This window comes from Enterococcus hailinensis (assembly GCF_045862035.1).
In the GTDB taxonomy this organism is placed as follows: Bacteria; Bacillota; Bacilli; order Lactobacillales; family Enterococcaceae; genus Enterococcus_A; species Enterococcus_A hailinensis.
Window position 1 is genome coordinate 1 of the sequence record NZ_BAAFRV010000001.1, and the last position, 26,256, is coordinate 26,256.

Below are 26,256 nucleotides of genomic sequence, written 5' to 3' on the forward strand. Positions count from 1 at the left end.
ATATCAACACTCCTCGTTATACATTATATTATATAACGAGTTATAAGTCTACAAAAAAACCGCTATATATCAAGCGTTACAGCGGTTTTTCGAGTGATTATCGTTACACAATTCGGGAATGCAGGTTGAAACGTAGCAAGAAAAAATCATTTGATTGGTACAAAAAAGTCATTGCAACAAATGGCGAAGATTTAACGACTGCCTAAAAAAACAGCCTTTGCTCATAGAGCAAAGGCTGTTTTTTCTTTTTATGGGGAATAAATTTTACACAAAAAAGCAGTTTATTTTTGGATAAGATTAAGAAAAAAGAAAAAAATAAATAATTAGCAAATAATTTTTTGAGAGATACAAAAGGCGAATAAATTATTTAACGTATATAACTAATATAATTATAAATTTACTCATTCAATTCCTCTATTTTTGTCAATTCTTTCCGTGAAAAACATAAAAAAAATGAACAAATAATAAAAACGTTATCCCTTATACTGACGTTAAGAATAATAAATTGAGGGTGAAACGAATGAATAAGGAAAGAAGGGGAACGCGACTTTTTAACTATTGTCTGTTCGTGATGGCATCAATGATTGTATTTCAATTGCTTAGTTTTTCATTGGTAGAGCTTATCAATGGAACAAATCAAGTCCATGCAGTCGAGAACATTAATAGTCAAAAAAAAATTAAAACCGATATCGTTGAGTCAGAAAAAGAACCGACTACGACAAAAAATAGTCTTGCTAGAGCGGGTACGTTATTAACAAAAATCCAAGTTGGCGATTTTGAATACAATTTGTATTCCGATCAAACGGCTATATTGATCAACGCGCTAGATCGTTTCTCGGGAATTGCACAGATTCCGAATACGGTAACGCATAATGGTACGAGCTATCCAGTCGTTAAAATCGAAGACAATGCTTTTGGAAATGAAGCAAATGACAAAGCTAACAAAAAAATTACCGGACTGCGTTTTAGTCCTGGTTCCAACTTGGAAGTGATTGGCGCACGAGCGTTTCAAAATTGTGAAAATCTAACTGGGAGCTTAGATTTTTCCAACTGTACAAAATTATTGATCATTTGGGACTACGCCTTTAGAAATACGAAAATAGAGCGTCTGATTTTTGGTGAAAAATCGATTTTAAGAGATATCTGCTCGTATTCGTTTCAAGAATGCTACTCTTTATTGAACACAGAAGTCCATTTGCCAGCTAGCTTACGTCATGTGGGACACCGAGCATTTTTGACAAATAGTGCGCCGCAAACATTTTCAGCCTTGACTCATAACACCGTGCTTGAATTGACAGGAGAATTACCAACCCTTCAAAACAGCAATCCGGTGCTATCAAATGATGCAAAAAACTATGAAAGTTGGGTAGACAGCTCTAAAGATCCATATATTTTGCATAAGTCAGCCAAATGGTTGGATGAAAAACGGACGACCGCAGAAATTCGCATCGATTATGGAGAGAAGGCAGAAAAAAAAGCTAATTTAGATGTAGTATTCGTACAAGACCATAGTGATTCGATGCAATTACCAGCTACCGCCTACAGTACAGTAGGCGGCGAAGAATATTCCTATCATCGTTCTTTCTATTTAGATGATATCGTGAATGGAGCGGCTAAATTATTGTTGGATACACCCAAAGCTGGTTATGATAATCGCGTTTCATTAGTCGCTTTTTCGCATGATCCAACGCCTATCTATGCCACTGATTTTACGAAAAAGGTGCAAGATATTACCAATCAATTGATCAGCGTACCAAACATGAACAATGGTGCAACCAATTATTCTGGGGGATTACGAGGCGCTATTGATATCATCAAAGACAATCAAGATCCTGATCGAATCCCCGTAGTTATTTTTTTAAGTGATGGTCAACCATTCGGCGATGGCGAAGATTTCTATGGTTTAAAAGCTGCTGAGGAACTAAGAAACTTAGGCGTAAAAGTTTATCCAATCGGTATCTATGTTGAGAACAATGCACTGGGCGAAAATTTAAAAAATATCTCTTATGATGGTAAAACGCAGTATTTGGCAGAAAATAGCGAATCATTCGTTAAAATCATGGAACAAGTCTTAGATGACGTAGTCAATTCAATTGAGACACTGGATGTGAAAATCAAAGACGTCTTAAGCGAAGAATTTGAGTTTACTGGAGAGATTGACGATATCGTAGCTTCGACAGATACACCAAGTAAAAAGACTGCGACTGTAAATGGTAAAACCATTACTTGGGATTTGAATGGATGTGATAAAGGTGTTACTCATACATTGAAAATCAAAGTGAAATTAAAAGCAGGGACAGAATTGACTGCTTCAGGTGTGTTGCCGACAAATGATGAGTTGGGTACTGAAGACGGTCGGATCACCTCGACAGATCAGCCAGAACTAGAACGTTACTTGGCTCATCATCAGTTTGAGAATGCGACTTATCCAGGAACCCCGTTACCAGAAGAAATCATGGATTTGAAACCTGATTCTAAAGGAGGTTATGCTGATCAGACAGTCGTAAATGCTGACAACAACTTTCCGACAACAGTCAATACCAAGGATGGCCAACGCTGGGAATTTGTCGGCTGGGACGAAACAACGAAAAAAATAGATGGAGCCGATGTGACTTTTGTTGGTAAATGGAAATATGTAGGCTATCATTTTAGTTTTATCAAACTTGATGATCACGAAAAAGGGTTAAAGGATGTTGAATTTAGTCTTTATGCCTGGAAAGGCGCTGGGATACCTAGTAATAAAGAGCTCGTCACGACAGAAAGCATCACTGCTGGAAAATGGCAGCAATTAGAAACACAAGTCAGTCAAGCAGACGGGCGTGTTGATCTCTTTGTCTCGGCTGCGGCAGGGACCTATTTTCAATTAGTTGAAACGAAGACGCCAAATAGTTATCTAAAACCTAGCGGCCAATGGCGTTTTACTTTAGCTGAAACAGGTTTGATCAAAGATAATCAACTGATCGGGATTGCTGGGGATGACGGTCGGCTGCCGCCAGAATTCAAAGAGCTGACTACTGGAGAATATGCGGGCTATTTGAGCCTAAAGAATGAGACAAGACAACCTACTATGCCGGAAACAGGTGGTAAAGGTAAAGCCAGTATTACCTTACTGACAGTTATTTGCAGTTTGATCGGGTTGGGATTGTCAGGTGTTTATACTTTTAATGTAGTAAAAAAGAATATTCATTAAGATAAAAATGGTCTGTTTGATGCACTATCAACAGACTATTTTTTTGTATTCATTTTTTTAAAGAGAAAAAATTAGCAAAAGCTAAACGACTTATACTAGCAGAATTAGTTATTTTTATAAGTATTATTCTTACGAATAACTCTATTTTAATTTATAGACGTGTATTTTATCTTAGATTATTTAAGCTTTTTACGAATAAAGCTTAAAAAAAATGAACAATTAATCAAAGTAGCCCTATATTATACTGAATTTAAAGATATAGAATACGAAAATAAGGGTGAAAACATGAATAAAGAAAGAAGGCGACACAATTATTTTAAATCTTGGCTTGGTTTAATGGTGATAGTACTCACCATTCAGACAGTAAGTACAGCTTTTGCAGCTTTTTTTTCTGTAGATCATACTGTTCCAGTACAGGCGGCGGAAATAAAAAAGCCTACTGAGCTATCTGAGATCTATCCGGAAGTGATTGAAGGCAGTGAGCAGAAAAAAATAGAAAATAGTAATAGTAGAGCTCGAGAACACATCCATACCGCTCAAACAGATAAATTTTGGTTTAAGTTCTATTCAGACAAAACCGCTGAGTTGTATGAACCTAGAGCTGATTTTTCTGGTGTGGCACGGATCCCTAATGCAGTGACTTATAATAATGAAGCTTATGCTGTCATCAAAATCGAGGACAATGCTTTTACAAAAGAGAATACAAGTGAAGCTAATAAACGACTTACAGGGATTGAATTTGCCCAAGGTTCAAATCTTGAAGTGATCGGAGCGAGTGCTTTCAAGGATCGAACTTCTTTGACTGGGACTTTGGATTTTTCTAATTGTACCAAGTTACGTATCATTTGGGACTGGGCTTTTCAAAATACAGGTATCACCGGCTTAGTTTTCGGTGAAAATTCTACACTGAATGAAATCTGTAATTCTGCTTTCAAATCAGCAAATGGATTAGGCGGAAAACCAGTTAGGCTTCCTGATAGTTTGCGTATTTTAGGGAAACATGCCTTTCTACTTGATAGTAACCAGCAGAGATTTTCAGAATTAAAACATAACCCGGTCTTAGAATTGACTGGAGACTTACCAACGCTTCAAAGTACGATCCCAGAGCTTTCAGAAGAAGCAAAAGATTACGAAAGCCAAGTGGATAGTTCAAACGAAGAGCATGTCTTGCATAAAGCAGCTAAATGGTTAGACGAGGATCGGACAACTGCAGAGATTCGCATTGATTATGGTAAAAAATTGAATCAAAAAGCAAAACTGGATGTAGTAGTCGTGCAAGATTTCAGTGACTCGATGCAATATTGGGCAGAAGCTGTCAGTGCCTTCAATGGCGAAAAATATAAGTTCCATCGTTCGCTTTATTTGAATGATATCATCAATGGGGCAGCCAAATTATTACTGGAGACACCTCAGCCCGGATACGATAATCGAATGTCGTTGGTAGCTTTCTCTTATGCGAATCAACCGATCTATAAAACTGATTTTACTAAAGATACAAAGGAGATCGCCCAGACACTGCTGACGAAGCCTAATATGTTAGGCGGAGCTACGAATTATGGTGGTGGACTGCAAGGGGCAATCGATATCATCAAAGCCAATCAAGATCCTGATCGCATCCCAGTAGTGATTTTTTTAAGCGACGGCTATCCTAGTGAAAATGGAGAAGGAATCGCTCAAGCTAAAGTTTTGCGTGATTTGGGTGTTCGTGTATACCCAATCGGGATCTATGTATCTAAAGGGGGACTTGGGAATAGTCTAAAAGCTATTTCTTATGATGAGCAAACCGAATATTTGGCCGAAGACAGTGCTGCAATGGCAAAAATCATGGAACAAGTATTGGATGAATTAGTAGAACCTGCTCCACCGCTAGATCTTAAAATCAAAGATATCTTAAGCGAGGAATTTGAATTTACAGGAAACGTCGAAGATATTCAAGCATCTACTGATATAGATGGAAAAAAAACGACAACAATCGATGGTAAAAGTATCACTTGGGATCTGACAGGGTGTGAAGCAGGGATCATCCACACCCTAAAAATAAAAGTAAAATTAAAAGCAGGAACTGAATTGTCTGCGTCAGGAACTTTGCCGACCAATCTTGCGATGGGAGCAGAAGATGAAAGTATCACGTCTTCAGAACAGCCGGAATTGAAAAGGTATTTGGTCCATCATATTTTTGAAAATGAAACTGATCCGAAACAAGTATTGCCAGAAGAAATCACTCAATTAAAACCAGGAACCATGGGTGGTTATGCCGATCAACATGTATTCACTGCCGATTCAACGATTCCGCAATTTGTTGATACGAAGGATGGACAACGGTGGGAATTTACTGGTTGGGACAAAGCACAAAAGACGATTGAAGGAGAAGATGTTACCTTTGTTGGCAAGTGGCGGTATGTCGGCTATAATTTCCGTTTCGTCAAACAAGCGAAAGATGGCAATGGTTTGCAAGGAGCAGAGTTTAATCTGTATGCCTGGGTGGGTGAAGAAAAACCAGCAGAACAAGAACTCGTAACGGATGAATCGGAACATTGGAAACATTTAGGCAAACAGACGAGTCAAGCAGAAGGAGTAGTTGAATTTTTTGTTTCGGCTAAAGAAGGAATGTACTTTCAATTGGTGGAAACCAAAGCGCCTAATGGATATATCAAACCCAGTGGACAATGGCGCTTTACCTTACAAGAAGGTGGAGTGATCAATCAGGATAGCTTCATCGGAATCGCAGGTAGCGATGGCAAAGCTCCGCCCCAATTCACACTGCTAACTGAAGGAAAATATGCCGGTATTTTTCGTTTGTTGAATGAAAAATATGTTGCGATGCTCCCTCAGACCGGCGGGAAAGGAAAATCAGTATTTGCTTTTAGTGCTCTGCTTTTAAGTATTAGTGGAGTAGTACTCTCGCTTTTTTATGTGGTTCCTAGAATAAAAAAACAGAGCTAGTAAACGTAAGACGATAACAAAAAAGTTATCGTCTTTTTTGCTATTAGTGAATCTTTTTTTTTTAATAAATCCAGATACTTTGACTATTTGTAAAATTTATACCGAATTAATTAAAAGGATTAAATAACTCTATATAAACAGAATAGATACTTATTTAATTGACTTATAAGAGCATATTATAACTGTGAAATTGAAAATAACTAAAAATACATAAAAAAATAAGTTTGGTTATCATAGAGATAGTTGAAAACGGAATCAGTCGGATAGGGAAAAGGAATAGTCGCTAAAGAAGATCTTATTCCTGCCATAAATTATTTTGTCAAAGAGGAGCGTGAAGCCCTAACGGAAGATCTAGCGAAATAAGCTATTTTATCGAATTACTATGTTGGTAGGAGAAAAAATGAGTATATATTAAGAACTTGTTTTACATAGTATAAAAAGATACATCGAGGAGAGTATAAAAAGGGGACGAGGAGATGAACTTTAGAGAAGTCTTGGGAACGAGCAGTTTGAGAAGGTTGCGTTTTGTCGAATTATTGTACGCGAGTAAAGTCGGCTTACCAAGTGATCAACTGCTTGAGGAATTGGAGTGTTCTTTACCGATCTTATTAAAGGATGTCAAACTGATCAATGACGATCAGGATGATTTCCATATTGAAAAATTCAAAGGGCTGTATCAAATACAAGTAAAACCACATGTAAGTATCAACCGTTTGTATGCGGATGTTTTGCAACATTCGCCAGAATTTCAAATCATTGAAGAACTATTGTACGAGAAATGTTCAAGTATCAGCGACCTGGCAGATAAGTTGTATTTGAGTGCATCGAATACGCAACGCTATTTAAAAAAAATCGAATTAGCACTGAAAAAAGTCGGTATCAAATTAGATTATCGACCATTGCGGATCGAGGGGAAAGAAAGCGTCGTACGACATTTTTATTATCGCTACTTTTTGGAAAAATCGGATCGATTGGAGTCATTGTTTGCTGATTTGAAAGAGCATCAAATAAAAACGATCACTGACCTTGTAGATCAGTTTATCCAGGTAAATCATCTAGAGAATCGGCATATCTTTAGAAAGCGTCTTAGTTACAATATCTACATTAGTTTGTGGCGAATCAGAAATAGTCGTCTGTATCCAGTAGAAGAGCTGATCAGTCCGTTGAGTTTACCAGATGAAGAGATATTAGATGCTTTTGGACGAATGGCCTTAGAAGTGTTTAGGTTGCGTTTAACTACTGAGCAAATCAAAGATTGTTTATGGCTTTCTTATGCGGATATGCTAGTCTTCAGTGAAGATCAATGGAAATCAGCGATGAAACAAAGTCGAAGTTATCGCGATTTGTATCAAAAGCATGTTGAACTAGTGGGAGAATTTAATCGTTTGATCAATTATTCATTGAATGAAGACGAAGAACGTGAGCTGGCGATCGTTTTGGTAAATGATCAGCGGATGTATACGACTAAAGGGCGCTACATCGACATTCTTTATCGGCAACGTAGTATTTTCTTAGAAAAAATGATGGAGACACATTATCAAGCGGTCAAAAAAGTTTTGCGAATCTCGGAAAGCTTTGTAAAACGCTATCGCATTTATCAAGAAAATGATTTTATTTGGAATTATGCGTATTTATTGATCACGATGGTGCCCCAAAGCCTAAATTTATTGGCGAGCGCAGACCAAAAGCTGAAGATCCTTCTATTATCTGAGCTTTCTCCAACCGAAGAAGTTTTTTTAGCTGAGCAAATCGAAGAACGAATCTATGGTAATTTCAATGTTCATTTCATCGAAGAACGTTCACGGGATGCGCGAATCACGCAACGAGAATTAGATAAATATGATGCATTAATCACCTCTAGCAGTGTAGAAGAAGTCCCTTACGACTATCCGACTGTGATCATTGATCCTTATCTAACAGGACAAAATATCGGTCAATTACAACAATTAATCAGTGATCTATCAGATCGCTAAACAATAAAAGAGCGTGAAAATTATTTTTCGTTTAAAATGATAGCGCTTCAAATAGAGGAGACAGTCTAAGCTGTCTTCTTTATTTTTTTTTTTTGGATAATGAATAATTCAAAAGATAAATTTTTTTTGGTCTATTCAAACTTTATTAATCTTTATCCGTTTTTAAGTAATTGGATTCGATAACATCAATTGTTATATCAAAGATTGGATAATAAACGAAAATAGTGTTTTTAATAACTATTTTTTATAAAAAGATACAAAAAGCAGCCGCAAATAATATCGGCTATTATATTGCTATAAAGAACAAGGGTAAGTGATTTGCAGGCTTTTTACAGAGTAAATCTATAGAACTTACTCTTAATAGCTAGCTGATTTTTTGCGGTCACTTTGCGATTACTTACGAAAAAAATCAGACTAGCACTGATGTGTGTCGCCTTAATTTAAAGATGATCGAAAAGAAAGGAAGTGAGCAGTGAATAGCTAAAAAATAAAGAAAGGAGGATCGTTTTAAAAGAATCAAAATCACTCATTCAAAGGATCGAGTGGAAGTTAGACAACACAGGAAGATCTTACATCGTGTTTGTGGAGTGTTTTATGTTGATTGGCGGCTCACTCGTTGGTCGAGATCAGCGTTGTAACAGAAGGAGGGGATCGTAATGAAAAAAATGATTCTTCTCTTGGGACTAATTCTGGGAATTTGTAACATGGGGGTTACTGCTTTTGCAGAGGAAGGTCAAGTGGAAGTACAGGTAAATACACAGAAAACAGATGGTTCACGTTATGAAGGAACGGAAGCGCTCGTCTTAGATATTTATGACTTGACTGAGTGGCGAGTCAAACGAGCGAGCGATGAAAAAACCGATAAAGAATACATCTTAAATAAGTATCCTACAAAAGAAAAATTGGCATCATTTGTACAAAATGAGCAATTGAAGAAAGTGAATCAGACAGCGATACCGGTGGATGAAGCAGGGCGAGTCGCACTTAATTTGCCACGTTATCAAGCCGAGCGAGATGCGGCCTATCTGATCCTTGCTTCTGGGGAAACGAAAAACTACCAGATGCTTCCTGTCATCATCTATTTGCCGCAGATAGATATCGAAACAAAAGAGGAAGTATCCGAATGGGTGATTTATTGCAAATATGGAGAAATCTCACCAACACCAATAGAACCACCGACAATAGATAGTTCAGAACCGCCGATCACGATACCAAGTGATAGTTGGCAAGGAACAAAAACATACCCAGATAAAGTACTTCCAGCAACAAATACTTTAATCCAAAACTATTGTCTTTTAGGGGGATCGCTACTAGCGATCGGTTTTATCGGTTTGTTCAAAAAACAAGGGGGAAAAGAATAATGAAAAACAAACGAAAATGGGTCGCGATAGTTACGACGATGTTGTGCATGGTTCCACTACTAGCAGGGGTACTAGGCAGTGGGACTAGCGCGCAAGCTGCTTCAAAAAACACAGTGGATGTAACGTTACACAAGAAAAAAATGGATGAATTCCCATCGAATAGCGTAGAAAATACGGGGAAAGAAATGACTGAATTTGATCGCTACGAAGGGTTAGAAGGTATCACCTTTACCGCGTGGGACATCTCAAAAGATTTCTATGCGGCATTGAATGCTGTTTTGACTGGCAAAGAGACCGATGCTGAATATGCTGCAAAAACCAAACAAGTCATGGAGAACTTTACTTTAGACAAACAAACGGCCACACAAGTTCCGGGAGACCAAACAACAGATGCAGACGGAAAAGCGACATTTAATAATTTACCAGCAAAAAATGCAGATGGAACCTATAAAGTTTATTACTTTGAAGAGCATGCTTCTCCAGGTGTAGAAATTGGTTCATACAAATTGATCTTGATGTTGCCATTGAAAAATGATGGGAAAGAAAATACGGATATCCATTTATATCCTAAAAACAAAGTTGAAGCTAAAAATCCTGAAAAGGAACTAGTCGATGCAGAGGGTAAACCATTACCATCACGGCCAGCTGGCAGCTATGATTTTGAAGTCGGAGCAAAAATCCATTACCGTGCGGCATTTACTATGCCAAGTCAAATCGGTGATATTTTAAGCAATGGTGATCCTCGTTACAGCAAATTAGACTTAAAAGATGCGGTAGATACTGAAGGCGTAAAATTTGAAGAAATCGAACGAATCGTCGTTAATGGTGTCGCAATCGACAAAAATATTTTCTTAAGTCATGCAACAACTACTTATACCAATCTGACGGCACCATTTTCAGGTTTAGCAGGCTTTAATATCTCAATGAACTTGACTGGCACTAATGCAGTGACAACAGCGAATTATTTAGCTGATTTTGCAGGTAAAAAAGTAGAGATTTTCTACGCGGTATCTTTCACAGAAAGCACACCGGTTGATAAAGATATCAACAATGAATTCTCTGTGACGATCAACCATGATGGCGGCAAAGATGAAGAAAAGAAAAATGATCCTGTGGTACCGCCAATCATCACGGGTGGTAAAAAATTCTACAAACATGAAGATAATGAAGACAAAGATGCATTAGCTGGTGCTGAATTTGTAGTGATCAAAAAAATCAACAGCGTAGACCACTACTTAAAAGTAGAAAACAATGCCAATAGCTGGATCGCAGTCGGTGCAAACGAAACGTATGCGGATGCGAAGAAATTTGTTTCCGATCAAGACGGACGTTTTAGCGTCACTGGATTAGACTATGACACCTATTACTTACGAGAAATCAAAGCACCAAATGGTTTCCAATTATTAACTAACGATATTTCGTTCACAGTATCAAAAGGTTCTTATGCGGATGATCAAAAATTAGATGTAGTTAATACGCCTAAAGGCGGCTTATTACCAGGTACTGGTGGTATGGGGATCGTAGCATTTATCGTGATCGGTCTTGGCTTGATGGCCACAGCGATGATCCGCTACCGTCGTGTAAGATTTGAAGTGTAAGCAAAATAAGTAAAAACGAGTGAAAAGAAATTCTTTTCACTCGTTTTTTTACGGATAAAATTATTTTTTTGAACGCATTTTTTTGCTCCAATAAAAACCGGTCGCAATACTGATCAAAGCGACTACGATCACATAAAGTGTAAACAAAGAAACACTTCAGTGACCAAGGCTCTTCACTGAAAGCGTTCGATCGATCGCAAATAAAAGAAAGATGAGCTGATTTTTTGAGCTTTATTTTTTTCCGTGTTAGGGTGAATAGTGTAGGAAATAGGAAAATGTTTAACTACGATTGACCAGAACCAGATAATAAGGAGGATTTAGACATATGGGAAAACATCAAGCTTTACCAGCAGTCGAAACACGTCTCTATATCAATGGAAAATGGGAAAACGGCTCAGAAGACGCAGTACCTGTAACAAACCCTGCGACCGGCGAAACATTGGCTAAGATCCAAGCGGGCGGAGAAAAAGAAATTAAGGCAGCGATTGAGGCAGCAAATCAAGCATTTCCTGAATGGTCACGTAAAGCACCAGCTGAACGGGCCAAATTAATGAATAAAATGGCGGATTTAGTCGAAGAAGACGCAGAACGCTTAGCAACTATTATGACGATGGAACAAGGAAAACCTTTGACACAAGCTAAAGGTGAAATCCAAACCAACGTTGAAAACTTGCGTTGGAATGCGGCAGAAGGCCAACGTTTATTAGGCGAGATCGTTCCTTCACCGGCAACTAATCAATGGCAGGTTCGAAAACAGGCGGTTGGAGTCGTGGGTGCGATCACTCCTTGGAACTTCCCGTCGAATATGATCATTCGAAAAATTTCACCAGCGATCGCAGCTGGTTGTACCGTGATCTTAAAACCATCGAAACAAACCCCGTTATCTGCAATAGCTTTGATGGAATTATTTGACAAAGCAGGTTTTCCTGAAGGGGTAGTCAATATTGTGATGGGGGATTCTTCAACCATCGGTACGATCTTATCTGAATCAGAAGATGTACAAAAAATTACCTTTACTGGTTCGACTGAAGTCGGCCAAAAATTAAACGAACAAGCGGCGCCAACATTGAAAAATGTTTCAATGGAACTTGGCGGTCATGCACCATACATTATTTTCCCGGATGCCGATATCGAACGGGCTGTCGATACGTTGATCAAAACGAAATTTATCAATAATGGCCAGGTATGTACGTCGCCAAATCGGATCTTTGTCCACAAGGATGTTAAAGATCAAGTGACCGATTTGTTGGTAGAAGCGATCAAAGAAGTAACTGTCGGCAATGGTTTGGATGATACAACGGTCGGACCATTGATCAATCAAGACGGTGTCGATAAAGTAGTTGAACAAATCAAAGATGCTACGGATAAAGGCGCTAAGATTTTAGCTGGGGGCCATAAATTGGATGAAGGCGAATATGCAGATGGTTTCTTCTTTGAACCAACGATTTTAGCTGGAGTTACAAAAGAAATGGATATTTTCTATAAAGAAACCTTTGGTCCCGTGATTCCATTGATTACGTTTGACGATGAAGAACAAGTTATCAAAGATGCGAATGATACAGAATTTGGCTTGGCTTCTTATTTCTTTGCGACGAATATCCATACGATCGATAATGTCAGCAATAAATTACAATACGGGATGGTCGGTGTGAATGACACTAACATCTCTAACTCAGCAACGCCATTTGGCGGAGTGAAACATTCTGGTTTCGGCCGTGAAAATGGTACGTACGGAGTGGAAGAATATGTCGAAGTGAAATTCGTCAATATTCGCACAGCTAAATAATTAGATGACAAAAAAGCTTACGGCAAAGTTAAAGGCTGTAAGCTTTTTTATTGTCTAAAAATAATCTAGCTAGCGATTCAGTCATCATGCTTAATTATGAGTTAATTTGATATAAGAAATCAAAAAAATCAAAATATATTGGTCGTTTAGATCGTCGTTAACTATCCGTTTGATGGTTACAGCCGTTCGAATAGTCGGTGGTTGCTAAAAAGGCAGGAAGTCAACGAATATCGCAATAAATACTATTTTTGAACAATAATTCAAACGAAACAAAAAAAATTTAACTATTAATTTAGAAAAAAATTTATTTTAATTTTAGAAAGTGATTTAAATAACTAGGTGGTTTTAACAGACCCACTCTTTAAAGTTTTTAAAATAAATTTAATAACAAAACTTATTCGTTTTGCTACCAAAGCAGTTCAAGCGAATATCAGGTACCATTTAACAAAAGAACATAAGCGTCACGATCGATTTTAGGGAAATGAGGGGGATGAAATGAATTTTAGGGAGATATTGAGTGTTAGTACATTACGTCATTTACGCTTAGTGGAATTATTATATGCTTGTCGCACGGGATTGCCTAGCGATCAATTATTGGAAGAATTGGAATGTTCATTGTCTGTTTTATTAAAGGATGTCAAACTGATCAATAGCCAGCAAGATGCTTTCCAAATTTTTAAATACAAAGGATTGTATCAGTTAAGGGTCAAATCGCATATCAGTATCAATCGTTTATATGCAGAAACGATCCAGCAATCGCCTGAATTTCAAATTTTGGAGGAACTATTGTATGAAAGTTGTGAGAACATCAATGAGTTGTCAAAAAAACTCTTTTTGAGTTCATCTAAGACACAACGCAATCTAAAGAAAATAGAAAGCGTTTTATCAGGAGCTGGAATCACGCTCCACTATCGGCCGTTGCGATTAGAAGGGAAAGAAAGCGTGATCCGTCATATGTATTATCGTTATTTTCTTGAAAAATCGGATCGATTGGATTCTCTGTATCATGATTTGCGTGAATTTCAAATTCGCTCAATCACCGATTTCGTCAATCAATTTATTCAAGTCAATCGACTAGATGATCAATTTATTTCGCGTAAACGCTTAGGATATACCTTGTTTATCAGTTTATGGCGGATCAAAAACGGTCATTATTATCCTAAAGAAAAATTAGGCAGCCACTTAATGCTGCCGGATGTTCCGATCTTGGATGCTTTCAAACGAATGGCGATGGAAGTGTTTCGCTTGAAGTTATCGGCTGATTTAGTCAAAGACTGTCTGTGGTTAGTGTACAGTGATAGCGTTGTTTCGAGTATTGGACAGCTGCATAGCGCCTTTAAAAAAGGTGGTGAATACATCGAAAGTTATTATCATCATTTAGAATTGGTAGAAAATTTTGACCGCTTATTGAACTTTTCTTTAGGGAATGAAAAAAAACAAGCAGTGACGCTGGTTCTATTGAATGAACACCGGCTTTACGCGCCTGACGGCCAATTGATCGATATCCTCTTTCTTCAACGGCGGATCTTCTTAGAAAAACTAGCAGAGACCCATGAACAAGCTGTCCGCAAAGTTAAAAAAATTGTCGAGCAATTTGTCAGACGTCACCAAATCTATCAGGAAGAGGACTTTGTCTGGAATTATGTCTATCTATTGATCACGATGGTTCCACAAAGTCTGACTCTGCTTGCCAGCTGTGATCGGCCATTGAAATTATTATTGCTTTCAGAATTATCACCAACGGAAGAATTCTTTTTAGGCAGTCAAATCGAAAATCAAATCTATGGCAATTTTGAAGTCCATTATGTCGAGAAAAAATTAAGTCATGCAGCGATCAAACGCTCAGAATTGGAAAAGTATGATGCTTTAGTTACTTCCAGCAGTGTCGAAGAGATCCCCGCTGAATATCCGACAGTCGTGATCGACCCCTTTTTAACCAATCAAAATGTGTTCCAACTTCAACAACTGGTCAGTCAATTGGCTGGCTAAACTAAAAACAACACTAGAAAATAGGCCATTTTCTAGTGTTGTTTTTTTATAGTTTGCGATTTGGTAGATCCGCTTTTTTCGTAGTTGCTGTTTTATTGAACGGTTTTTTGAACCGTTTAGGGAGCAGCAAAGAAACCAATTCGAAAGGCGCAGCTAAGATCGTCCAAGAGACTTGTCGGGCACTTGGGTGGAAGTCATAAACTTTAACCAAGGCTAGATGCAATAATAGCAAGCCCGGCAGCAACTCTAAACCAACTTGCCACGAAGCATCCCAATGGGTGAAATAACGCAGCAAGCTCATTGCTAGAGGATATAAATAAAACCACGTCGTTACTAAGTTGACCCGCCAGCTTTTAGTCAATAAGCGCAGGTTGAATAAAAAGAACAAGGCGGATAAAACGATCCCGATTGGCGGGAAGAAGCTGACTAGTAAAGAATAAACGGCACCGAAGATCAACATTCCCGGACCTTTAGCTAAGGCACTGATTAAAATCAAAAGGCCGATCAATAGTAACTGCTGTTTGATGACGGCGATGGCTAACAAGCTGAATAAAGCCAGCGTACCCCAGTGCCAGACGCTGTTCGTCGGGACTTTTTCTGGATATTTTTGTTTTAAGTAACGTGCCGCTTCTGGATAATCGCGTTGAAAATTAGGCATACGATCCCCGCTTTCATATAGTAAAATTCTTGGATAGAACGAACTGATTCATTTCAACCCTTAAAATAAAGGTATAAGCAAGTATAAAAGGAATTTGATGATTGCACATCCGACTTTCGGCGGATTTTCATAGAGAATGAGAAAATCTTGATTTTGTGCTATTGTATGGTAGACATCTGTTCAGTGAAGAACCACTAGGAAATTGAAAGAAAAGAGGAAAACAAATGATTTTTGATTCGCATACGCATTTAAATGCAGAGCAATTTGAAAATGATATTCCGGAAACTGTCCAACGCGCACAAGAATTAGGTGTGACTGAGATGGCAGTTGTAGGATTCGATACACCCACGATCGAAAAAAGTCTAGAATTAAACCAACAATATGAAGGAGTTTATTCGATCATTGGCTGGCATCCGACTGAAGCGGGCAGCTATACGAAAGAAATCGAAACGGACTTGATCCAAAAATTGACTTTACCAAAAGTGGTCGCTTTAGGCGAAATCGGTTTAGATTATCATTGGATGGAAGATCCAAAAGAAGTTCAAGACCGAGTCTTTCGGCGTCAAATCGCGATCGCTAAAGAAATGAATCTACCAATCAGTATCCATACGCGTGAAGCACTAGAAGATACTTATAAAATCTTAAAAGAAGAAGACATTCGAGATATCGGCGGAATCATGCACAGCTTCAGCGGCAGCGGCGAATGGGCCAAACGTTTCTTAGATTTAGGGATGCACGTTTCTTTTTCTGGCGTCGTGAGCTTCAAAAAAGCTTTGGATGTCCAAGAAGCAGCGACTGTTGTCCCAATGGATAAATTATTGGTTGAGACGGATGCGCCTTATTTGGCACCCATGCCATATCGCGGCAAACGTAATGAACCAGGCTATACGCGTTATGTGGTCGAAAAAATCGCGGAATTACGTAATCTACCTTGGGAAGAAGTCGCACGTCAGACGACTGAAAATGCACACCGTCTATTTAGGATCAGTGATCATGGCTAAAGACAAAATCGAAGAAATCATAGTTGTTGAAGGCAAAGACGATACAAAACGTTTAAAAGAAGTATTCGAGGTCGATACGATCGAAACAAGAGGTTCAGCGATCGATGAGAATATTTTAGAACAAATCGAACACGCTCAAGCGACACGAGGGGTGATCGTGTTTACCGATCCTGATTTTTCAGGCGAAAAGATCCGGAAAACGATCATGGAAGTAGTTCCTGATGCCCAACACGCTTTTCTTTCTCGTCGAATGGCGGCACCACAGAAAAGAGGGGCAAGTTTAGGGGTCGAGCATGCTAGTGATGAAGCGATCATCGAAGCGTTGCAAAAAGTCGTGACCCCAGCAGAGACAGACGAACCCGAAATAACTAGACAAACTTTATTAGGATATGGTTTAATAGCGGGAGCTCAAGCGCGGGAACGTAGAGAAAAGCTTGGGGATGAATTAAAGATTGGATATACGAATGCCAAACAATTAGAAAAACGTTTGATGATGTTTCGTATTACGGAAGATCAATTACATGAGGCCATGAAGAAAGTTGAGGAAACCTTGTGAACAAAGATATAGCAACGCCTTCTAGAACAAAAGAAATCCTACAAAAATATGGTTTTTCTTTCAAAAAAAGTTTAGGACAAAATTTTTTGACGGAACCCAATATTTTACAAAAAATTGTCGCGACTGCAGAGATCGATGATCAGACTAATGTGATCGAAGTCGGTCCAGGAATCGGTGCATTGACGGAACATTTAGCCCGAGCAGCCCATCAAGTTTTGGCTTTTGAGATCGATGATCGTTTGATTCCAGTTTTAGCCGATACGTTAAGTCCTTATGACAATATCAAAGTCGTCCACAACGATATCTTGAAAGTCGATTTGAATCAAGAGACCGCCTACTTCGATCAAAAAGGTCCAATCAAAGTGGTCGCAAACTTGCCTTACTATATTACAACGCCGATCATGATGCATATTTTAGAATCAGAATTGGCAGTCGATGAAATGGTCGTGATGATGCAACGGGAAGTCGCCGATCGTATTTCTGCCAAACCGGGAACAAAAGCCTATGGCTCATTGTCGATCGCTGTCCAATATTATATGGAAGCAACAACGGCTTTCATCGTACCTAAAACAGTTTTTATCCCGCAACCGAATGTGGATTCTGCGATTTTACGCTTAGTTCGCCGTGAGACCCCAGCAGTCGAGGTCACAAATGAAAAAGAATTTTTCAAACTGACAAAATCAGCGTTTGTCTTACGCCGTAAAACATTATGGAACAATTTATTGAATACTTATGGTAAAGACGATGCAACAAAAGCTTGGTTAGAAGCAAGCCTGCAACAAGCCGAAATCGATCCAAAGCGCCGAGGCGAAACGCTTTCATTAGCAGAATTTGCCCGTTTATCAAATGCGTTGGAACAGAATAAACAAAAATAAAAAGAGCTGCGGCTCTTTTTATTTTTTCATTAAATCCACAGATAATTTGGTAATTAAAACCCAGCTCCCTTATAATAGTAACAATAAAATAGTTTTTATCTGGAGGAAGAAATGAAAAAATTTATGCTAGGATTGCTTGTAGTAGTGGTACTTGGTGCGGGGGGCTACTATGCGTATACCACGATGAATAATAAAGAAGAACCCAAAGAAGAGACGTGCAAGACCTCAGTCAAAACCAAAGATCCAGAAAAAGCCGGGGAAACAATCAAAGCAACGGATTATAGTGATGCAGACAATTGGCTGGCCAAACCAACGGAAATTACGAATCAGGCCGATGTTTTTATGTTGTATCCAAGTGCGTATGCTCGAAAAGATACGGATGCGTCTCCAATCGCCAAGATCGACAACGCCAGTATGCGTGCAGGCGCGCAAGTATTTTTAGCGAGTCAAGGTTCTGCCTTTGAGACAAGCGGAAATATTTATGCTCCGTATTATCGTCAATTAGATTCTAACTGGTTATTGTCTAAATCTAAAACGGAACAAAATGAATATATCGATGGTGTTCCTAAAGCGGATGTCATGGCTGCCTTTGATTACTATATCAAACATGAAAATAATAACCGTCCCTTTATCTTAGTGGGCCATTCACAGGGCGCTCGGATGCTTAAAGCGGTCATGTATGATTATTTCAAAGCAAATCCTGGTGTAAGTGATCGAATGATCGCCTCATATGTGATTGGTCAATCTGTGACCCAACAAGAAATGACGGACAATCCACAAGTTAAATTTGCAACGGGCGCAGATGATACCGGCGTCGTGATTTCATACAATACGGTCGCTTCTGATTTCACGGGTCAATTACCAACCTGGGATGAAGGGGCATTAGCAATCAATCCGATCAATTGGACCACTGATGGTACAACGGCGACCGCAGCAGAAAACTTAGGTTCATATGTGCGAAATGATTCTGGTGATTATATGAAAGAAATGAATCTAGCAGATGCAACAGTCGATACGACCCGCGGTTTAGTTGTTTGTTCCACTGCGGATGAAGCTAAATACTCAATGCCGGAAAGTACTCGTAAGATTTTCCCGCAAGGCTCGTACCTTAATAATGATATCAGTTTCTATTATTATAACTTGCAAGCCAATGCTGAAAATCGAGTGGCACAATATCTTGCCGCTCATCCGGATCAATCCCAAACAGCCCAATAAGCCAAAGAGTGAGAGCAAAGGATAAAAAACTTTGCTCGCGCTCTTTTTTTAGAAAATGAAGTTTTTGTCAATCTTTGTAAAAAGTTTTACAAGCATCAAATTAGAAAAAACGATTTCTATCTCCTATAGTAATAAAAGATTAAAAAATCAGCTGATCAAATGTAGAGACGAAAAAGGGTTAGTGAACGAATCTACAGAATCAGAGAGCTCTTTTAAACAAAAAAGGGTGAGACAACTTAGGAGGAACAACCATGGACTATCGTGTATTACTATATTATAACTATACAACAATTGAAGACCCCGAAGCTTTTGCTCAAGAGCACAAAGCCTTTTGTCGTGATTTAGGATTGAAAGGTCGGATCTTAGTTGCTCCAGAAGGTATCAACGGGACCGTCTCAGGGACGATCGCAGCAACAGAACAATATAGGACTGCGATGTTAGCTGATGAACGTTTCAAGGATACTTATTTTAAAATGGACGAAAGTGAAGGGCATGCGTTTAAAAAACTATTTGTCCGTCCAAGAGCAGAATTAGTCGCTTTGAATTTGGAAGAAGACGTTGATCCACAGCAACTAACGGGAAAATATTTAGAGCCTAAAGCTTTTCGCGAAGCTTTGATTTCAGAAGATACAGTCGTGATCGATGCACGCAATGATTATGAATATGATCTAGGCCATTTTCGGGGCGCTATTCGGCCGGAAATCCGTAATTTTAGAGAACTGCCTGCCTGGATTCGTGACAACAAAGAACAATTCATGGATAAAAAAATCGTTACTTATTGTACTGGCGGTATTCGATGTGAAAAATTCTCCGGTTGGTTATTACGAGAAGGTTTTGAAGATGTCGCTCAGCTACATGGTGGAATCGCTGCTTATGGGAAAGACGAAGCAACGCGTGGAGAGCTTTGGGATGGCAAAATGTATGTCTTTGATGAACGTATCAGTGTTGAAATCAATCAAGTAGACAAAAATGTGGTCGGAAAAGAATGGTTCGATGGGACACCGTGCGAACGTTATATCAATTGCAGCAATCCCGAATGCAATCGTCAAATGTTAGTCTCTGAAGAAAATGAGGCTAAATACTTAGGGGCTTGTTCGATCGAGTGCGCGCGCTATCCGCAAAATCGGTATGTAAAAAAACATCAAATCAGTACCGATCAATGGGAACAACGGATCAAAGAATTAGAAAGCCAATTCGTAAAATAATAAAAAACTCCACGTGTCTTGACACTTAGTGCGGTTTGGACTAAACTAAAGTCAAATCTAAGTGTCTTGACACTTAATGGGGGATAAACATGCGAAATAATTCAGTAAGAAATTTGACGATTTCAGCTTTATTGATTGGGTTAGGAGTCTTGATTCCGATGGTCATGCCGAAAATCGTGATCGGACCGGCTTCGTTTACGTTAGCCAGTCATGTACCAGTCTTTATTGCGATGTTCTTTTCGCCAGCAGTTGCTGTTGCAGTAGTTTTAGGAACGACTTTTGGGTTCTTTCTATCAACTACGCCGATTATTGCGATGCGGGCATTATCACATATAATTTTTGCCGTGATCGGAGCGGCTTACTTGCAAAGACATCCTGAGATCGTATTGAAAAATGGCAAATTTACCTTAGCCAATGGTCGTTTCCAGTTATTTAATCTGGTGATTGGTTTGATCCATGCTGCGGCAGAAATGTTGGTCGTTTCCGTCTTTTACTTTATGGGAAATATGCCCGAGACATTTTACTCACAAGGCTACATGTATACCATTTTCATTTTGATGGGGGTTGGCGGCTTGATCCATAGCTTGATTGACTTTAATATCGCCTATTTTGTAGCGGGTGCCTTATATAAGCAGTTTAACTTACCAATTTTTGCAAAGGCTCTTAATCGTAAGAAAAACTTAAACAATGCTACGGCTTAAATCGCGAGTAAAATCGCGATTTTTTCTTTATTTCATGTTAAAAAAAACAGAAAAATGAGGAATGTTCATAATTTTATTCAATATCATCTAAAATAAGACCATTTATTCGCTTAGTTTTAAGTTATATTCTTTTTATAATAATTATTGATTAGAAAATGAGGGCGATTAAATGGTTCGAGTATTAGTTTTAACCAAAAATATTTTAGCAGAAGAAATTTTAGCAACAAAATTACAACATCTAAACTATGAATTCTTTTGTTCGACAAGCATCTTGGAAGAATTACAAGCAACTGGTCAAATTTCCGAATTTGTTAACTATTTTCCAATCGTGATCATCGGCGAAAACATTTCTAGCTATGAGATGGAATTGTTATTACCAAAATTACAAGCCGGCGGTCAAAGTATTTTACGAGAAGTCGACCACTTGCTGACAGAAGATGAAAAAGCGATTTTATATGAACAAGGATTGAATGGTTTTGTCCAAAGCAGCGACTCGATCGAATTGTTACGGGAACAATTGGCCGAAGTGGCGACCCAATATCAAGGAAAACCTTTTGAACCACTTCACGTAAAACGTTGTTTTGCAGGTGAAGAGGAGCACGATATCACTTCGATGACATTGATCAATCTTTCTTCATTAGAATTACAAGTTTTAGAAATCTTGCGTAATCATTCTGGTGAGATCGTTTCTCGTGATGACTTATGTATGGCACTTTGGGGGGATATCTCTCAATCACGTTTGGCACAACTTTCTTCACTAGTTAAGAATATCAAATTAAAATTAGAATGTTTAGAAACGGATCAGGAAATCGTTCAAACGATTTGGGGAAAAGGCTACCGTGTACGTAATGACGTAGCGATCCAAACAAGATAAAAGAAGTGCGGGAACAAAAGTAGCTGCTACTTTTGTTCCTTTTTTTGTTATGAGCGGATTCTAATCGTTAATAGTAAATAGGCGCTTCTTACATATAGCTGTGCTAAAATAGCCATGTGTAAAAGGGGGATAAACATGAAGAAGCTTCTGTTATTTAGTTTGTTGGTGTTGGCTTCAGTCGTTACACTTACCGCTTGCGGCAGTTCAGAGAAAAAATCTTCTGCCAGCAGTCATTCAACGACTACAAGTAAGTCAACGACGACGAAAACATCAAAAGAGGATACAACTGAAAATAAAAGTGTTAAAGAAAAAGTGAAACAAACCATGGATGGAATGTCTATCGAAGAAAAAGTCGGGCAATTATTTATGGCGCGTGTACCGGAAGCAAATCAAATCGCAGATATCCAACAATATCATCTAGGTGGGTATCTATTGTTTGATCGAGATATGGAAGGCAAGGGACAAAGTGATTTGAAGCAAATCATTGCTAGTTATCAAGCAGCCAGCCAAACACCGATGTTTATTGGTTCAGATGAAGAAGGTGGAACAGTCAGTCGGTTAAGTCGTAATCAAATCGTTTCACCAGCATTTGAAAGTCCCCAAGTTCAATATCAAACCAATGGCTGGGATGGAATTACCCAAGATATCGATCGCAAAGCTCAAGTTTTTAAAGAATTAGGCATTCAGATCGGGATGTTCCCAGATGCGGATGTTTCGACTGACTCTCAATCGTTTATCTATGATCGGACAATCGGGATGGATGCTGCTGGAACAAGTAAATATGTTACACTGAGTGTTGACGAAATGAAAAAACAAATGATCGGTTCTACATTGAAACACTTTCCTGGTTATGGAAATAACCGTGATTCGCACGTTGAGATCGTAACTGATGATCGTTCCTTAGAGGATTTACGCAAAAATGATTTCTTGCCTTTTGAAGCAGGGATCAAAGCAGGTGCTGACAGCATCATGGTGTCACACAATATCGTTCAAGCCATCGATGGCGAGCGCCCAGCTTCGATCTCGAAACCTGTGCATGATACGATTCGTAATGAGTTAGGCTTCAAAGGTGTCATCATGACGGATGATATGGATATGGCGGGCTTAGCTGATTTTATCTCGCAAGAAGAAGCTGGTTTACAAGCATTACAAGCTGGAAATGACATGATCCTATCTTCGAGCTACAGTACACAGATTCCTTATATTTTAACGGCAATCCAAAACGGTGAGTACAGTGAGAAACAATTGGACCAATCCGTGGAACGTTTATTGACTTGGAAAGCGAATTTGGGATTGATTTAAAAAAAAACCTTCTATTGATTATTCAATAGAAGGTTTTTTGTTATACATTTACTAATATTAAATAGAAATATATCAATTTTTTAGTTATTAAATAAAACAGGAGCTGAAAGATTAGATTATAATGAAGAAAATGTCCGTAATGTTTTATTTATATGTACCAAATAATGGCTTGGATATAACTGGTGAACAGAACTTGAATACGGATGGAATTAATCAATAATTCTATCGAATTTTTTTAAAATAGAATTTTTTACTTTTATTAATGAGTTATGATGAATAAAAACGCTCTATATAGCTCGATTTGAATTATTTTTCCATAATAAATAATACAGTTTTAAAATTTTATTTCATAAAAAATCTGTTTTTTTCTCAGCTGTTATGATAGTATAATTAGAAATCGTAAAACACAATTATTATTTGATGTTATTATAAAAAGGTGAATCGAATGTTGAGAAGAGAAATACGAGAAGCAAATGTTATTGTGATAAAAGTTGGGACCAGTTTATTAGTATCACCCGAGCAAGGGATCGCGAAGTCTGTCATCGAGCGATTAGCTTGTGTATTATCCGAATTAACGGCAGAAGGCAAGCAAGTCGTTTTGGTTTCATCTGGGGCAGTAGGGATCGGCTTGACTCAATTAGGGGCTGTCTCAAGATCTGCAGCCGCAGCAGTCGGACAAGGAAAATTGACTAGTTTATACGAAAAAGCTTTTAGTAAGGAAGAACAACCGATCGGTCAGCTATTGCTGAGTCGTGAAGTACTAGCATATCCGGAGAGCCGAGCGAACTTCGCTGAAACGATCCATGAGTTATTAGCCAATAAAATCTTACCTATTATAAATGAGAATGATGCAGTAACGATCGATGAGGGAAATCATTTAGCAAAATTTGCGGATAATGATGAGTTGGCACTGTTAGTATCAAAGGCGATCCAAGCCGATTTACTGGTCATGTTGTCAGATGTCAATGGTCTGTATTCAGAAAATCCTTTCATGAATGAAGAAGCAACGATGTTTCAGCATTTAGCGAGTATTGATCAAACCTTGATTGAAAATGCGAGTCCGGCATTGGATGGACTTAGTCGTGGCGGTATCCGCAGTAAATTAAAGACTGCTTCCGGAGCATTAGCCTCGAACATTTCGATGATCCTAGCGAACGGAAAACGTCCAGAAGTACTATTTGATATTTTGGCCGGTCAAGAAGTCGGTACGTTGTTCAAGCGCTGAGCTATTTTATTTAAATTGAAAATTCAGAAGATTGAAAAATCATTCGTTTGTTGGATAATTCATGAAAAAATCAATCTGATATTACGTTAGTAGCTTTAAAGAAACGGAATCAAACTCATTTTAGTAAATGAATAGATTAATTTTAATTAAAGGGGAATAGTTAGTATGGAATTAGTAAAATTGATTGGAATTCTGATTGTTATCATCGGGTTTGCACTAAAATTAGATTCAATTTTGATTATTTTAGTTGCCGCAGTAGTGACAGCAATCACTGGAGGATTAGGTGTAGAAGGTTTGTTAACGACATTAGGAACAAGTTTTGTTTCGAATCGTTCGATGGCGATCTTTATCTTGATCATGTTAGTAACGGGAACGTTGGAACGAAATGGCTTGAAAGAATCAGCTGCTAAATTGATTGGTAAAATCAAGAATGCGTCTGCTGGAGCTGTGATCGGGGCCTATGGCATTATGCGTTCACTCTTTGCGGCATTCAATATTAGTTTTGGCGGCGTTGCTGGATTTGTTCGTCCAATCATTATGCCGATGGTTATCGGTTCGATCGAAGCGAAAGGTCAAGAACCCGCAGAAGATTATGTTGAAGAATTGAAAGGCATGTCATCTGGGATGGAAAATATTGCTTGGTTCTTCTTCCAAGTATTGTTTGTCGGCGGTCCGGGAGCATTATTAGTCCAAGCAACGTTGAAAGATTTAGGCTATGAAACGAGTTTGCTTGATTTGGCTAAAGTAGAAATTCCAGTCGCGCTCTTTGCGGTAATCGTTGCGATTGTTTATTACTTCCTAAAAGATCGAAAATTATACAAAAAATATTACGGGAACAGTAAATAAGGAGGAACGTCGATGTCATTTTTTCTAAGCCAAGATGTACTATTATCTGAAAAATTACTTGAAATTATTTATATTATTATGGGTGCGGTCGCGGTCTACACAGGGATCAAAAACGCACGAGATAAAGAAAATCCTACGCCGATCGGTACAGCTATTTTCTGGTGCGCATTAGGGATCGTAATGATGTTTGGTCGTTGGATCCCACCGATGATCGATGGTGTCTTAGTAATTATCATGACTTTGCCGCCGATCTTCAAAAAAGTTAACAAAGGAAAAGAAAGTGCTCCAAATGAAGTCTTTACGAAGAAAATGGCTGATAAGATCGGAATGAAGATTTTTATTCCAGCTTTATCAATGGGAATTTTCGCAATTATTTTTGCGGTCTTTACGAACTTAGGTGCATTAGTCGGTGTGGGTGTCGGTGTTTTAGTAGCGATCGTAATCTTGATGGTTTATTCTCACTCAAACAAACCAATCGTCTTCTTAGATGATGCGGAGCGGATGTTATCAACGGTCGGTCCATTAAGTATGTTGCCAATGTTGTTAGCAAGTTTAGGGGCGATCTTCACTGCTGCAGGTGTGGGTGAAGTGATCTCTGATCTAGTAGCTAAGGTCATTCCAAAAGGCAATGTTAATTTAGGGATCATTGTTTTTGCAATCGGGATGATGTTGTTCACGATGATCATGGGGAATGCCTTTGCGGCTATCACCGTCATGACAGTCGGGATCGGGGCACCATTTGTATTAGCTTATGGAGCAGATCCAGTATTGATCGGCATGGTCGCATTGACTTGTGGCTATTGCGGTACATTGTGTACTCCAATGGCGGCCAACTTCAATATCGTACCCGTTGCGATGTTAGAAATGAAAGACCGCTTTGGTGTCATCAAAAACCAAGCCTTATTGGCTGTGATTTTCTTAGTGTTCCAAATCTGTTATATGATTTTATTTAAATAAG

General features: G+C 38.5%; 20 protein-coding genes. 19 read left to right on the plus strand and 1 reads right to left on the minus strand.

Translation table 11 applies throughout. From position 1 onward, the window contains the following. The 8 genes from ACKTSC_RS00005 to ACKTSC_RS00040 form a co-directional block, all read left to right on the plus strand. On the plus strand, window positions 1–206 hold a 206-nt coding region (locus ACKTSC_RS00005; protein ID WP_407856481.1), incomplete at its 5' end, for a hypothetical protein. A 314-nt stretch (window positions 207–520) separates the two neighbouring features. Next, a complete protein-coding gene (locus tag ACKTSC_RS00010) occupies window positions 521–3,190 on the plus strand; it encodes a VWA domain-containing protein (RefSeq protein ID WP_407856482.1) in 2,670 nt (889 codons plus the stop codon). A 285-nt stretch (window positions 3,191–3,475) separates the two neighbouring features. Beyond that, window positions 3,476–6,133, plus strand: a complete 2,658-nt coding sequence (locus ACKTSC_RS00015) for a VWA domain-containing protein (protein WP_407856483.1) — start codon at window positions 3,476–3,478, stop codon at window positions 6,131–6,133. A gap of 476 nt (window positions 6,134–6,609) precedes the next feature. Beyond that, window positions 6,610–8,106, plus strand: a complete 1,497-nt coding sequence (locus ACKTSC_RS00020; protein WP_332581165.1) for an AcpB/EbpR/MafR family transcriptional regulator — start codon at window positions 6,610–6,612, stop codon at window positions 8,104–8,106. Between the two features lie 656 nt (window positions 8,107–8,762). Continuing rightward, window positions 8,763–9,467: a hypothetical protein gene (locus ACKTSC_RS00025; protein ID WP_332581166.1), complete on the plus strand. Its 705-nt coding sequence runs from the start codon at window positions 8,763–8,765 to the stop codon at window positions 9,465–9,467. Continuing rightward, window positions 9,467–11,065 (plus strand): SpaH/EbpB family LPXTG-anchored major pilin, encoded by a 1,599-nt coding sequence (locus tag ACKTSC_RS00030; RefSeq protein ID WP_407856484.1) that lies wholly within the window; start codon window positions 9,467–9,469, stop codon window positions 11,063–11,065. Before ACKTSC_RS00025 ends, ACKTSC_RS00030 begins: the two co-directional genes overlap by 1 nt. A 325-nt stretch (window positions 11,066–11,390) precedes the next feature. Then, window positions 11,391–12,851: an NAD-dependent succinate-semialdehyde dehydrogenase gene (locus tag ACKTSC_RS00035; RefSeq protein WP_407856485.1), complete on the plus strand. Its 1,461-nt coding sequence runs from the start codon at window positions 11,391–11,393 to the stop codon at window positions 12,849–12,851. 495 nt (window positions 12,852–13,346) lie between these two features. Further along, the gene (locus ACKTSC_RS00040) at window positions 13,347–14,840 is read left to right on the plus strand and encodes an AcpB/EbpR/MafR family transcriptional regulator (RefSeq protein WP_407855001.1); all 1,494 of its coding nucleotides are present in this window, start codon (window positions 13,347–13,349) and stop codon (window positions 14,838–14,840) included. 46 nt (window positions 14,841–14,886) lie between these two features. On the opposite strand, the gene ACKTSC_RS00045 is transcribed toward ACKTSC_RS00040, so the two are convergent. Next, window positions 14,887–15,498 (minus strand): hypothetical protein, encoded by a 612-nt coding sequence (locus ACKTSC_RS00045; protein ID WP_332581170.1) that lies wholly within the window; start codon window positions 15,496–15,498, stop codon window positions 14,887–14,889. A 224-nt stretch (window positions 15,499–15,722) separates the two neighbouring features. On the opposite strand from ACKTSC_RS00045, the gene ACKTSC_RS00050 reads away from it, so the two are divergent. The 11 genes from ACKTSC_RS00050 (at window position 15,723) to ACKTSC_RS00100 (ending at window position 26,255) form a co-directional block, all read left to right on the plus strand. Then, window positions 15,723–16,499: a TatD family hydrolase gene (locus tag ACKTSC_RS00050; protein ID WP_407856486.1), complete on the plus strand. Its 777-nt coding sequence runs from the start codon at window positions 15,723–15,725 to the stop codon at window positions 16,497–16,499. Continuing rightward, on the plus strand, window positions 16,492–17,055 hold the full coding sequence (gene rnmV, locus ACKTSC_RS00055; protein WP_407854998.1) for a ribonuclease M5: 564 nt from the start codon (window positions 16,492–16,494) through the stop codon (window positions 17,053–17,055). The genes ACKTSC_RS00050 and rnmV overlap by 8 nt, the downstream gene beginning before the upstream one ends. Beyond that, entirely contained in the window at window positions 17,052–17,930 is an 879-nt protein-coding gene (rsmA, locus tag ACKTSC_RS00060) for a 16S rRNA (adenine(1518)-N(6)/adenine(1519)-N(6))-dimethyltransferase RsmA (RefSeq protein ID WP_332654157.1), read from the plus strand. Before rnmV ends, rsmA begins: the two co-directional genes overlap by 4 nt. A gap of 111 nt (window positions 17,931–18,041) precedes the next feature. Next, window positions 18,042–19,145, plus strand: a complete 1,104-nt coding sequence (locus ACKTSC_RS00065) for a DUF3089 domain-containing protein (RefSeq protein ID WP_407856487.1) — start codon at window positions 18,042–18,044, stop codon at window positions 19,143–19,145. A 251-nt stretch (window positions 19,146–19,396) separates the two neighbouring features. Further along, on the plus strand, window positions 19,397–20,350 hold the full coding sequence (gene trhO / locus ACKTSC_RS00070; protein ID WP_407856488.1) for an oxygen-dependent tRNA uridine(34) hydroxylase TrhO: 954 nt from the start codon (window positions 19,397–19,399) through the stop codon (window positions 20,348–20,350). An 89-nt stretch (window positions 20,351–20,439) separates the two neighbouring features. Further along, window positions 20,440–21,051 (plus strand): hypothetical protein, encoded by a 612-nt coding sequence (locus ACKTSC_RS00075; RefSeq protein ID WP_407854995.1) that lies wholly within the window; start codon window positions 20,440–20,442, stop codon window positions 21,049–21,051. A 169-nt stretch (window positions 21,052–21,220) separates the two neighbouring features. Further along, complete coding sequence (locus ACKTSC_RS00080) at window positions 21,221–21,925, plus strand: winged helix-turn-helix domain-containing protein (protein WP_407854994.1); 705 nt, start codon at window positions 21,221–21,223, stop codon at window positions 21,923–21,925. Between the two features lie 135 nt (window positions 21,926–22,060). Continuing rightward, a complete protein-coding gene (locus ACKTSC_RS00085) occupies window positions 22,061–23,227 on the plus strand; it encodes a glycoside hydrolase family 3 N-terminal domain-containing protein (RefSeq protein WP_407854993.1) in 1,167 nt (388 codons plus the stop codon). 445 nt (window positions 23,228–23,672) lie between these two features. Next, window positions 23,673–24,452: a glutamate 5-kinase gene (proB, locus tag ACKTSC_RS00090; RefSeq protein WP_407856489.1), complete on the plus strand. Its 780-nt coding sequence runs from the start codon at window positions 23,673–23,675 to the stop codon at window positions 24,450–24,452. Window positions 24,453–24,617: 165 nt separating this feature from the next. Beyond that, a complete protein-coding gene (locus ACKTSC_RS00095; protein WP_332581660.1) occupies window positions 24,618–25,298 on the plus strand; it encodes a 5-oxoproline transporter, DUF969 family subunit in 681 nt (226 codons plus the stop codon). 12 nt (window positions 25,299–25,310) lie between these two features. Beyond that, complete coding sequence (locus ACKTSC_RS00100) at window positions 25,311–26,255, plus strand: DUF979 domain-containing protein (RefSeq protein ID WP_332581661.1); 945 nt, start codon at window positions 25,311–25,313, stop codon at window positions 26,253–26,255. Window position 26,256 lies beyond the last annotated feature (1 nt).